10 protein-coding genes and 1 pseudogene are annotated in these 12185 nt (G+C 66.4%); 6 read left to right on the top strand and 5 right to left on the bottom strand.

Annotated elements, in window-relative coordinates; genetic code table 11:
- Positions 1-12 precede the first annotated feature (12 nt).
- A complete protein-coding gene (locus tag ACYCVF_RS07110) occupies positions 13-978 on the bottom strand; it encodes a VOC family protein (protein ID WP_459604551.1) in 966 nt (321 codons plus the stop codon).
- Between the two features lie 201 nt (positions 979-1179).
- Here ACYCVF_RS07110 and ACYCVF_RS07105 point away from each other — a divergent pair, with 201 nt between their 5' ends.
- A complete protein-coding gene (locus ACYCVF_RS07105) occupies positions 1180-2046 on the top strand; it encodes a S1C family serine protease (RefSeq protein ID WP_459604550.1) in 867 nt (288 codons plus the stop codon).
- Positions 2043-2414: a response regulator transcription factor gene (locus ACYCVF_RS07100; protein ID WP_459604549.1), complete on the top strand. Its 372-nt coding sequence runs from the start codon at positions 2043-2045 to the stop codon at positions 2412-2414. The genes ACYCVF_RS07105 and ACYCVF_RS07100 overlap by 4 nt, the downstream gene beginning before the upstream one ends.
- A 10-nt stretch (positions 2415-2424) precedes the next feature.
- Here the strand turns inward: ACYCVF_RS07100 and ACYCVF_RS07095 are convergent, their stop codons facing one another.
- Positions 2425-4764: a Tex family protein gene (locus ACYCVF_RS07095; protein ID WP_459604548.1), complete on the bottom strand. Its 2340-nt coding sequence runs from the start codon at positions 4762-4764 to the stop codon at positions 2425-2427.
- A gap of 310 nt (positions 4765-5074) precedes the next feature.
- Between ACYCVF_RS07095 and atzD the strand changes: the two are divergent.
- Together atzD and ACYCVF_RS07085 are read left to right on the top strand one after the other, a co-directional pair.
- Positions 5075-6183, top strand: a pseudogene (gene atzD / locus ACYCVF_RS07090) (cyanuric acid amidohydrolase).
- Between the two features lie 105 nt (positions 6184-6288).
- The gene (locus ACYCVF_RS07085) at positions 6289-7758 is read left to right on the top strand and encodes an amidase (protein WP_459604547.1); all 1470 of its coding nucleotides are present in this window, start codon (positions 6289-6291) and stop codon (positions 7756-7758) included.
- Positions 7759-7798: 40 nt separating this feature from the next.
- Here ACYCVF_RS07085 and ACYCVF_RS07080 read toward each other — a convergent pair whose 3' ends face one another.
- The gene (locus tag ACYCVF_RS07080; protein ID WP_459604546.1) at positions 7799-8119 is read right to left on the bottom strand and encodes a hypothetical protein; all 321 of its coding nucleotides are present in this window, start codon (positions 8117-8119) and stop codon (positions 7799-7801) included.
- A gap of 135 nt (positions 8120-8254) precedes the next feature.
- Here ACYCVF_RS07080 and ACYCVF_RS07075 point away from each other — a divergent pair, with 135 nt between their 5' ends.
- The gene (locus ACYCVF_RS07075) at positions 8255-9163 is read left to right on the top strand and encodes a PaaI family thioesterase (protein WP_459606505.1); all 909 of its coding nucleotides are present in this window, start codon (positions 8255-8257) and stop codon (positions 9161-9163) included.
- Between the two features lie 67 nt (positions 9164-9230).
- Positions 9231-9596: a hypothetical protein gene (locus ACYCVF_RS07070; RefSeq protein ID WP_459604544.1), complete on the top strand. Its 366-nt coding sequence runs from the start codon at positions 9231-9233 to the stop codon at positions 9594-9596.
- Between the two features lie 111 nt (positions 9597-9707).
- Here the strand turns inward: ACYCVF_RS07070 and poxB are convergent, their stop codons facing one another.
- Together poxB and ACYCVF_RS07060 are read right to left on the bottom strand one after the other, a co-directional pair.
- Positions 9708-11444, bottom strand: a complete 1737-nt coding sequence (poxB, locus tag ACYCVF_RS07065; protein WP_459604543.1) for a ubiquinone-dependent pyruvate dehydrogenase — start codon at positions 11442-11444, stop codon at positions 9708-9710.
- Positions 11445-11552: 108 nt separating this feature from the next.
- Positions 11553-12185 (bottom strand): 2-dehydro-3-deoxy-6-phosphogalactonate aldolase, encoded by a 633-nt coding sequence (locus ACYCVF_RS07060; protein WP_459604542.1) that lies wholly within the window; start codon positions 12183-12185, stop codon positions 11553-11555.

Genomic DNA, 12185 nt, shown 5'->3' with positions numbered 1-12185 from the left:
TGCCGCCTTCGATCACACCTTGAGCAGCCGCACCCGCGTGCCCCATGGATCGATCGCCTCCACACCATTCGCAAGCGTGGTGAGCTGCGCACCGCCCTTGCGCAGGCGTTCCTCCTGTGCGGCCAGGATGTCCTGCTTCGCCGTCACCAGCGAGAACCATGCAAGGCCCGTAGCGGCATCGTCGCGCTGGCCGGCGCCCTGGCTCTGCCAGACATTCATGCCGAGGTGATGGTGATAACGACCTGACGACAGGAACGCGGCACCGTTGCGCCTGCGCGTCGGATCAAGGCCGATCGTGCCGTGATAGAAGCTCTCGGCCTGCGCGAGATCGCCGACGCGCAGATGCATGTGGCCGACGCGCAAGCCGTCCGGCGCCTTGGCATAGTCGGCGACGCGTGTGTTGGTCAGCGACAGCAGGTCGGGGATGTTGAGCTCGTCGGTCGCCATCTTCACGCTGCCCTCGCTCCACTGCCATTGCGAGGGATCGCGGTCGGCATAGATTTCGATGCCGTTACCCTCGGGGTCGTCGAGATAGACGGACTCGCTGACGAGGTGATCAGCAAAGCCCGACAGCGGCACGCGATGCGAGGCGGCATGCACCAGCCAGCGAGCGAGGTCCTTTCGCGTCGGCATCAGGAAGGCGGTGTGGTAGAGGCCGGCGGCATTGCGCGGCTCGATCGCGGCATTGGGACGGGCCTCCAGCACCAGCAGCGTGATGCCATTCGTGCCGAGCCTGGCCGCGCTGGTGGAGCGCTCCATCACGGTGAGCCCGATTACGTCGCGGTAGTAGTCGGCGACCTTGCCGAGATCCTTGACGCGCAGCGTCACCATGCCGATCCGCATCGGCGTGGTGCTCGCATAGGTCGGCCCGCCGGCCTGCGGCGTCCCCTCGGCGCGCGCCGCGGCCACGGCGGCCATCGCAAGCGATGTCGCGCCGGCAAGTTGAAGCAGGGTGCGGCGGGTGAGGTCGATGGTCATCAGTCCGGGCTCGCTGGAGAGGCTTGAGGCCAATTGGTGCAATTTCTGGATTGCTACACGTTCCCGTGAGCGCCTCCCAATCACATGTTTGTCGGCCGTGGTCCTACGGAGGACTGGCCACCCGGCCAGTTTCGCAATCATCCGCGACATCCCAGATTGAAGGCAGCTTACAGGAGCCTTGAAACCTTGCAGGAGCCTTGCATGACCGCTTCCACGCCTCTGTCTTCACTGTCGTCGGCGCTCGCGGACGTTGTGGCGCGCACCGCGCCGTCCGTCGTCTCCGTGCATTCGCATCGCTCCCGCGCCACCGGCTTCGTCTGGAAGCCGGGCCTGATCATCACCGCCGACGAGGCACTGGCCGACGAAGGCGAGGTGAAGATCGGCCTGTCCGACGGCAGCACGGTCGCCGCGACGATCGCCGGCCGCGACCACACCACCGACATCGCGCTGCTGCGCGCCGACACCGATCTCGCCCCGGTCAAGCTGGCTACCACGGTCCCGCCTCTCGGTACGCTGTCGGTCGTGGTCGCCATCGATCGCGATGCGCCAAGCGCGGCGCTCGGCATGGTGTCGGCATCCGGCAACGGATGGCGCAGCCTGCGTGGCGGCGAGATCGATGCCCGGATCGAGCTCGATTTGCGCCTGCACTTCAGCCAGCAAGGCGGGCTTGCGCTCGACGCATCAGGCGAGGCCTTCGGAATGGCCGTGCTTGGACCGCGGCGGGTGTTGGTGATTCCGACGGCGACGATCGCGCGCGTCGCGGCGCAGCTCGAGACGCGCGGCCGCATCGCGCGGGGATATCTCGGCCTTGGGCTCCAGCCTATCCGGCTCGACGACGGCATGGGCGCAATGGTGATGAATGTCGACAAGGCCGGGCCCTCGGCTGCAGCCGGCATCCGTCAGGGCGACGTGATCGTGGCGGTCAACGACCAAAAACTGTCTGGTGTGCGTGCGCTGGCGCGGACGCTCGGACCTTCGAGCGTCGGCGCGGTGGTCGACGTCGCCGCCCGCCGCGGCGGCGAGCCGGTCACCTTCAAGGTCACCGTCGGCGAGAGGCCGGAGGCGTGAGCGCGGACGACGCCCCCGAGATCGTGCTGTCGCTCGAGATCGACGATCCTGCTCTCGCCGACCGCCTGACCGCACTGCTCGGCAACGTCGCCGGGCTACGCCTCGCCGCGCCCGGCGAGTCTGCTACGGGAACGATCGTCGCCCGCGATCCACGCCGCCTGCCCGATGACATCGCGCTGACGCAGCGCGAGCTCGACGTGCTGGCGCTGATGGCCGAGGGCGCCTCGAACAAGATGATCGCACGTCAGCTCGGCATCTCCGTGCACACCGTGAAGTTCCATGTCGGCTCGCTGCTCGACAAGCTGGACGCCACCGGCCGCACCGACGCCGTCGCGCATGCGGCGCGCCGCGGCGTGATCGAGCTTTAGGCAGCGCGCCTCACACGCGCTTGCCACCGTTCTTCTCGGCCGCACGGCGCAACGCTTCGGCGAGGGCGCCGCCGCCGGAGGAGGTCTCCTGCTTGCGCGGCGCCGACGAGGTCATGCGGGCGGGGTTGCGCGTGCTGTTGTCGCGCTGCATGCCGGGCGCATCCTTCTTGGCGCCGACCTCGTCGTCGAGCCGCAGCGTCAAGGAGATGCGCTTGCGGGCAACCTCGAAGTCCAGCACCTTCACCTTGACGATGTCGCCGGGCTTCACCACCTCGCGCGGGTCCTTGATGTAGGTCCTGGACATCGCGGAGATGTGGACGAGGCCATCCTGGTGCACGCCGATGTCGACGAAGGCGCCGAAGGCGGCGACGTTGGTGACGGTGCCCTCGAGGATCATGCCCTTCTTGAGGTCCTTGATCTCCTCGACGCCCTCCTTGAACACCGCGGCCTTGAATGCGGGTCGCGGGTCGCGGCCGGGCTTTTCGAGCTCGCGCAGGATGTCGGTGACGGTCGGCAGACCGAAGGTTTCGTCGACGAAATCCTTGGGCTTCAGCGTGCGCACGATCTCGCTGCTACCGATCAACGCCTTGATGTCGCTCTTGGTCGCCGCCAGAATTCGGCGCACCACCGGATAGGCTTCCGGATGCACGCCGGAGGCGTCGAGCGGGTCTTCGCCGCCGAGGATGCGCAAAAAGCCGGCGCACTGCTCGAACGCCTTGGGTCCGAGCCGCGGCACGTCCTTGAGCGCCTTGCGCGACTTGAACGGGCCGTTCGCGTCGCGGTGCGCGACGATGCTCTGCGCGAGGCCTGCGCCGACGCCGGACACGCGCGCAAGCAGCGGCGCGGAGGCGGTGTTGACGTCGACACCGACCGCATTCACGCAATCCTCGACCACCGCGTCGAGCGATTTTGCGAGCTTGGCCTGGCCGAGGTCGTGCTGATACTGACCGACGCCGATCGCCTTGGGCTCGATCTTGACGAGCTCGGCGAGCGGGTCCTGGAGCCGCCGCGCGATCGAGACGGCGCCGCGCAGGGTGACGTCGAGGCCGGGCAACTCCTCCGAGGCGAAAGCCGAGGCCGAATAGACCGAGGCGCCGGCCTCGGACACGACGATTTTCGTCATCTTCAGATCGGGCAGCCCCTTGACGAGGTCGGCCGCGAGCTTGTCGGTCTCGCGCGAGGCGGTGCCGTTGCCGATCGCGATCAGCTCGACCCGATGTTTCAGCGCCAGCCTGCCAAGCGTCGCCAGCGACTCGTTCCACTGCCGCTGCGGCTCGTGCGGATAGATGGCTGTGGTGTCGACCACCTTGCCGGTGGCATCGACGACCGCGACCTTGACGCCGGTACGATAGCCGGGATCGAGCCCCATCGTGACGCGGGTGCCCGCCGGCGCGGCCAGCAGGAGGTCGCGCAAGTTCGAGGCGAACACGCGCACCGCCTCGGTCTCGGCCGAATTCCACAGCCGCATGCGCAGATCGATGTTGAGATGCACCTGGATCTTCGTGCGCCAGGCCCAGCGCACGGTGTCGATCAGCCAGCGATCACCGGGGCGCTTGAGGTCGGCGATGCCGAAGCGCTTCATGATCTTCATTTCGTAGGCGCTCGGCACGCCCGGCGGCGGCGCTTCGGCCTCGGCCTGAATCTGGAGATCGAGGATTTCTTCCTTCTCGCCACGGAACATCGCGAGGATGCGGTGCGATGGCAGCTTGGTCAGCGGCTCGGAGAAATCGAAATAGTCGGCGAACTTCTCGCCCTCGGTCTTCTTGCCGTCGCGCACCTTGGAGGCCATGCGCGCGTTGGTCCAGATCTCCTCGCGCAATGCGCCGATGAGGTCGGCGTCCTCGTCGAAGCGCTCGACCAGAATGGCGCGCGCGCCATCCAGTGCGGCGGCAGCATCCGCGACGCCCTTTTCGGCGTTGACGAAGCTTTCTGCCACCACCTTCGGATCGTTGCCGGGCTCCGCCAGCAGCTGATTGGCGAGCGGCTCGAGGCCGGCTTCCTTGGCAACTTCCGCCTTGGTACGCCGCTTCGGCTTGAACGGGAGATAGATGTCTTCGAGGCGTGCCTTGCTGTCGGCGGCGAGAATGGAGGCTTCGAGGGCTGCATCGAGCTTGCCCTGCTCGCGGACCGATTCGAGGACGGCCTTGCGGCGGTCTTCCAGCTCGCGCAGATAGACCAGACGCTCCTCCAGGGTGCGCAATTGCGCGTCGTCGAGCGCACCGGTCGCTTCCTTGCGGTAGCGGGCGACGAAGGGAACCGTAGCGCCGCCGTCGAGCAGCGTCACCGCCGCGTCGACCTGCTCGGCGCGAACCCCAAGCTCCTGCGCAATTTTCTGGTTGATATTTGCCACGCGAAATTCCCTCTGTCCAAGCACGCGATGCGCCGGCGAACCACCCGCTCGCGGGACGCCGCTTATGGACCAGCCGAGGTTGATTCATCAAGGTGCGGCGGTCAATCGTCGACAGAGGATTTTTCTATCGAACCGATGCGATCTCGCCACAATCATTGAAATGGCGAAGATGGCGCGTAAAACCGATGGCCCTGGCCTTCCGACCCGACCTCGGGAGAGATGCAAACGATCGATGCCGGCACCTTGACAGGGGTCCCCGTTCGACGACTGTTTCACGTGCCGGACCACCGAATGCCTCAAGAGGACTCTTATGCAGACGACATCGGTCGGCGTCATCAGGATCGCCACCAAGGGCCCCGGCGACATCTCCGGATTGATGAGCATGATCGGCTCCGGCGCGATCGATCCAACGGAGATCATCGCGATCCTCGGCAAGACCGAGGGCAATGGCGGCGTCAACGACTTTACCAGGGAGTACGCCGTCGCGGCGCTGTGTACGGCGCTCGCGCCGCTGCTCGGCCTGTCCCGGGAGGACGTCGCCCAGCGCATCGCCTTCGTGATGTCCGGCGGCACCGAAGGTGTCCTCAGTCCCCACATCACCGTGTTCACCCGCCGCGCAGCCGAACGTCCCGCGCGCGTCTCCGGCAAGCGCCTGAGCATCGGCATGGCGCACACGCGGGATTTCCTGCCCGAGGAGCTCGGCCGCTCCGCGCAGATCACGGAGACGGCGAGGGCCGTGAAGGCCGCGATGGAAGATGCCGGCATCACCGACCCTGCCGACGTTCATTTCGTGCAGATCAAGTGCCCGCTGCTGACCAGCGACCGCGTCGAAGCCGCGGCCGGGCGCGGCAACAAAACGGCGACGGCGAGCTCCTACGGTTCGATGTCCTATTCGCGCGGCGCCTCCGCGCTCGGGGTTGCGGTCGCGCTCGGCGAAATAGGGCCCGATGTCGACGACGCGGACGTGCTGCGGCGCCACGACCTGTTCTCGAAGGTTGCCTCCACCTCGGCCGGGATCGAGCTGATGCACAACGTCACATCGTGCTCGGCAATTCAACGGCTTCAGTGAGCCCGTTCGAGATCGGGCATGACGTGATGAGCGATGCCATCGACGCCGCGGCGGTGATATCCGCATTGCAGAGCGTCGGTCTGGCTGTCGCGCCGCAGGCGACGAAGGGCCGTCAACTCGTCAACATCTTCGCCAAGGCCGAGGCTTCGCCCGACGGCAGCGTGCGCGGCTCGCGTCATACCATGCTGGAGGACACCGACATCAGCTCGACACGCCACGCCCGCGCCGCAGTCGGCGGCCTGATCGCGGGGCTCGCCGGCACCGGCGCGGTCTACGTATCCGGCGGCGCGGAGCACCAGGGGCCTCCGGGCGGCGGCCCGGTTGCGGTCATCGCGCAGCTCTCCGATTGAGAGCCCACCCCTCCGCGCCACGCAACCCTGCCCCTCGCGCCGGCTCGGTTGATTCATGCCCCTTGCGAAACGAAGGTGGCGCCGCATCAAGGGGATTTTGACGACATGACTTTGCCGATGACCTGGAATGAATGGGCGCAGCACGACGGCGTTGCGCTGGCGGGGCGCGTGCGCAAGGGCGAGCTGACGGCGAAAGAACTGGCGCGACAGGCCGCGGCAGGCGTCGCCAAGGTCGATCCAGCGCTGTCGGGTGTGGTCGAGCTGTTCGAGGACGTGATCGCCGACCCTGCCAAGGACGGCGCCAACCTCTCCGGCCCGTTCGCCGGCCTGCCTTTCCTGATGAAGGATCTCGGCCCGACCATGAAGGGCCGGCTCCAGGAGATGGGCTCGCTGCTGATGCGCGGCAATCGCGCCAGCGCCGACACGTTCCTGACCGGCAAATTCCGCCAGGCCGGCCTCAACCTGATCGGCCGCACCACGACGCCGGAGTTCGGCGTGTGCAGCTCGGCCGACAATCCTGCCGTCTATGTCACGCGCAATCCCTGGAACACCGACTATACCACCTGCGGCTCATCGGCAGGGAGCGCCGCGATGGTCGCGGCCGGCGTGGTGCCGATCGCGCATGCGACCGATGGCGGCGGCTCGATCCGCATTCCCGCCGGCGTCAACGGCAATATCGGGCTGAAGGTCTCGCGCGGCGTGTTCTCGCTCGCCCCGCACATGTCCGACCTCACCGGCCTGGTCTCGATCCAGGGCTGCCAGTCGCGCTCGGTGCGCGACACCGCCGCCTTCGTCGACCACGCAAGGGGACCGGCGCCCGGCGAGTTCATGCCGTTCTGGACCACGGCGCAGCCCTATTCCGAGATGATCAAGCGCGATCCCGGCAAGCTCCGCATTGCGCTCTCGCACACATGGGGCGATTACACCGCAACGCCGGAGATCGCCGCCGAGCTGGAGAAAGCCGGCCGCTTCCTCGAAGGCCTCGGCCATCACGTCGACCACGCGCTGCCCGAGATCGATTTCCGCGCCGCGTTCGCGGCGCAGACCACCTGCTACATCTCGAACTTTGCGGTGGTGATCTCCAACTTGCTCGCAGCGCGCGGTCTGGAAAGACCGCCGGAAGATCTGATCGAACCCGTGAACATTCGCATCTGGGAAGCCGGCCGGCACACGAGCTTCGCCGAGCGGGCGAAGATGCAGGGCGTGTTCAACACGACCTCGCGCGGCTTCGGCGCCTTCTTCGAGCAGTGGGACGTGATCCTGACGCCGATCACGGCACTGCCGACGCCGAAAGTCGGCACGAAGGAGTACCTGACCATCTCTGACAATCCCGATGTGCTCGACTGGTTCGGCAATCTCTGGCGCAATTTCGCCTTCACGCCGCTCGCCAATCTCTGCGGCATGCCGGCGATCTCGATGCCGATGGCGAGCCAGGATCACGGCCTGCCACTCGGCATCCAGGCCATCGCCAAGCAGGCCAATGACGGCCTCTTGCTGCAACTCGCCGCTCAGATCGAACGCGCGCTCGACGGCAAGTGGAACGGCGGCAGGAAGCCGAAAGTGCATGTGAGCTGAGAAGCTGCCATCGCGCTGACGGGCGATCGCATTTCCGGCCTCAGTTCTTCACCGCCGGAATTTCCTCCGGCCGCGGCTGCTGCTGGCCCTGCTGATACATCGCCAGCGCCTTGTCGAGCGCTTCGCGTAGCGCCAGCGCCGCAGCCACGCTGCAACGCAAGTGCGCGGTCTGGACCACGTCGACGCGGACGGCCGCGCCGACCGGCATCAACAGGTTCGCGGCAAGCTCGATCTGGATCGCACCGTTGTGGTGGCCGAAGCAGGAGGCGCCGTCGAAATAGATGATCGGCGCCCGCTCAGCACTGGAGGTCGAAATGGTGACGGGCCCCTGGGCGGTCGAGGGCGTTTCGGGATCGGCCATGGGCGCTCCTTGCGGCTATTCGAACGAACGAAGCGCCCACCATCGTCGCTTCGGCCTGCCCTGTCGAGGCCCAACCGACCTGCGACGCCCATTCGGGGTTTTGCGCGGCGCCCGGCACTGGTCTAGAACAGCGCCATGTCCACTCCATCCGTCACGCTCCCGTTTGAGGAACTCGCCGAGGCGATCAAGGGCCGCCGTTCCGATTACGGTCATATCAGCGGGCTCCAGCTCGACCGCTTCGCGCCTGCCGAGGCCTGGTCCAGTCTGCCCTATCGTCCCGTCTTCGTTGGCGACACCGAGACCGGCGTTCTGCATGGCGGCGTCGTCACGGCGATGCTGGACGAGAGCTGCGGCATGGCCGTGCAACTTGCGCTTGACGGCACGCGCGCGATCGCAACCCTGGACTTGCGCATCGACTATCAGAAGCCGGCGACGCCTGGCCTCGACATCAAGGCGCATTCGGTCTGCTACCGCACGACGCGCTCGATCGCCTTCGTACGCTCCACGGCCTATCAGGAGTCCGAAGACGATCCCGTCGCGACCGCAACCGCCTGCTTCATGATCGGCGCCAACCGCACCAACATGCTCGCGGACCGGAGGATGGACGCGCGCAGCATTCCGACGCTGGAAGCGCCGGAGGATCCGGATGGCCCGTTCGCGAACAGCCCGTTCGCGCGCTGCCTCGGCATTCGCGTCAACGACGACGGCACGCTGACGATGCCGTTCTCGCCGCAGATCATCGGCAACCCGATCCTGCCCGCAATCCACGGCGGCATGACAGGAGCCTTCCTGGAGACCACCGCAATCCTCGGGGTGGCGCGCGAGCTCGGCACTGCGGCGCCGCCCAAGCCGATCGGCCTCACCGTCAACTATCTGCGCTCCGGCCGCGCCCTCGATACGTTTGCCGACGTCTCGATCGTGAAGCAGGGCCGGCGCATCGTTGCCTTCGAGGCGCGGGCCTGGCAGGACGACGCGGCCAAGCCGATCGCCACCGCTTTCGGTCACTTCATGCTGCGCCCGACGCCGGGAAGTGATGAGGAATAAGCGCATTTTGACTTGACGGCCGTAGTTCCGGCCCCAACGATAGTGTGTCTCCGCGAGAGGTATTGGATTGCGGCATCCGCTCGACATCGTCGCCATGTTCGCCGCGCTCTGGCTGCTGGCATCGATGGTGCTCGACGCGCTGACGCCGAAGGAGCTGACGGCGATCATGATCGCGGTCGCCATCGGTCCCGCCATCATCATCACCGCCGTGTTCTATTACCTGCGCTGCCCGCGCACGGACTTTGCGGTCATGTTCGCAGCGCTATGGCTGATCTCGGATATTGCTATTGCCTTCGTCTCAGCGAAGGCGCTGCCGCATTTCCTGATCGCGCTCGGCTTTGTGCCGGCGCTGCTGACCGGCATCGCGCTGCACTGGCAACGCTTGCAGCGCCGCCATGAGCGGTCGCCTCTGCCGGCGGTGAAGCGGGGCTAGCGCGAACGGCTCAAGGTTGACTCGGTTGCCGCGGCTCCTTCACCTCTCCCGCTTGCGGGAGAGGGAACGCACCTGCGTCGTTGCAACGATCAAGCCTCATCTCGTCACGCTTTAGCGCGGCAAGAGATTCGTCTTCGCAAGGTCCAGCACCTCGTCGCCGCGGCCGTTCATCACCGCGCGCAGCACCCAGAGGCTGAAACCCTTGACCTGCTCGGCCGTGATGGTCGGCGGCATTGACAGCTCCTGCTTGGCGGTGACGACGTCGAGCAGTGCCGGCCCATCGTGCGCCAGCATCTCCTTCATCGCGCCGGGGAGCTCGCCGGGATCCTCGACGCGTTTCGCAAAGATACCCATCGCACGCGCCATGGCGGCAAAGTCCGGATTCTCCAGGTCGACATTGGTGTCGACGAAGCCGGCCGCCTTCATCTCCAGCGCAACGAAGCCGAGCACGCCGTTGTTGAAGACGACCACCTTCACCGGCAGCTTCATCTGCGTCAGCGTGATGAGGTCGCCCATCAGCATGGTGAAGCCGCCGTCGCCGGAGAGCGAGATCACCTGGCGGCCGGGCTGCGCGGCCTGGGCACCGATCGCCTGAGGCATGGCGTTGGCCATCGAGCCATGAACGAAGGAGCCGATCAGCCGGCGCCGGCCGTTCATGTCGAGATAGCGCGCGGCCCACACCGTCGGCGTGCCGACATCGGCGGTGAACACGGCATCCTCGGCCGCGTGGTCGCTGACGACCTTTGCAAGATATTGCGGGTGGATCGGCTTGCTGCCCGGCGTGCCCTTGGCGAGAGAATCGAGCCCGTCGCGCGCCTTCTTGTAGTGCGCGACGGCATCGTCGAGATGTTTGCGCTGCGTCTTGGCCTTCAACAGCGGCAGCAGCGCCTCGATGGTCAGCTTGACGTCGCCGACGAGGCCGAGATCGATCTTGCAGCGCCGCCCCAGGTTCTCCGGGCGAATGTCGATCTGCGCGATCTGGCAGTCGGTCGGGAAGAACTGCTTGTAGGGAAAATCGGTGCCGAGCATCACCAGCGCGTCGCAGGCATGCATGGCGGCATAGCCCGAGGAGAAGCCGATGAAGCCGGTCATTCCGACGTCGTAAGGGTTGTCGTATTCGACATGCTCCTTGCCGCCGAGCGCATGCACGATCGGGCTCTTCAAGGCTTCAGCGAGCTGCATCAGCGGCGCGTGCGCGCCGGCACAGCCGCGGCCGCAGAACAGTGTGATACGTTCGGCGCCGTTGAGGAGGTCGGCCAACGCCTTCAGCTCATCGGTCTCTGGCACGACCTTCGGCGCCGACACGGCAAGCCCGCGCGCCGTCGACAACGTGCGCTTTGGCGGACTGCGGAAGGCGACGTCGCCGGGCATGGCAACGACGGCAACGCCGCGCAGGCCTACCGCCGCGCGGATCGCGTTCTCCAGCACGTAGGGAAGCTGGCTCGAATCCGAGACCAGCTCGCAATAATGGCTACATTCGCGGAACAGGTTCTGCGGATGCGTCTCCTGGAAATAGCCGCCGCCGATCTCGGCGGTGGGAATCTGCGCCGCGATCGCCAGCACCGGAACGCGGCTGCGATGCGCATCGAACAGCCCGTTGATCAGATGCAGATTGCCCGGGCCGCAGGAGCCGGCGCAGACTGCGAGGCTCCCGGTCATCTCCGCTTCGCCGGCCGCCGCGAACGCTGCAACCTCCTCGTGCCGGACGTGGATCCACTCGATGGTGCCGCGACGGCGCAGCGCTTCGGTCAGCGCATTCAGACTGTCGCCGACGATGCCGTAGATGCGCTTCACGCCGGCCTGCTCGAGCGTCGCAACGAACAGATCGGCCACGTTGTTGATCGCCATGTCGGTCTCCTGCTTCAGCCAGTCGAATGTATACGATGCGCGAACATCGGTTTGCGGTGCCGCGAGTGACAATAAGCTATGACACGATCATGACTTGTCTGTTTCGGCTCAATTTTTTGCAATCGCCCGATCGTAGGCCGCGACCGTCACCTTCGCGCGAGCTGCGACATCCGCTGCCGACATGCCGGGCTTGTAGAGGCTGGAGCCGAGCCCGAACGCCGTCACGCCGCCCTTGATGTACTCTGCAAAGTTCTGGTCGGAAACACCGCCGACGGCGGCGATCATCACGCCTGATGGCAGCACGGCTCTGATCGCGGCGATGCCGGAGGCGCCGAGCACGCTTGCCGGGAAGAATTTCAGGCTAGAGGCACCCGATCGCGCGGCGAGCAGCGCCTCGGTCGGCGAGAACACGCCAGGCATGGTCACCATGCCGTGCTGATGCGCGCGAGCGAGCACCTCGGTGTCGACATTGGGCGAGACCATGAGCTTGCCGCCGACGTCGTTGAGACGATCGACATCTGCTGTGGTCAGCACCGTACCGGCGCCGATCAAAACGCCGGCCGGCGCCTGTTTCACCGCCATCGCGATAGAGCGGAACGGATCGGGCGAGTTCAAGGGGATCTCGATCGCGGTCATGCCGGCTTCGATCAACTCGCCGACAATGGCCTCGGTCTCCTCCGGCTTGACGCCGCGCAGGATCGCGACCAGCGGCCGCTTCATCGACGGAAAAGGAACGTTCAT

This window comes from Bradyrhizobium cedriense (genome assembly GCF_054602315.1).
This window is presented reverse-complemented; position numbering and strand designations above follow the sequence as displayed.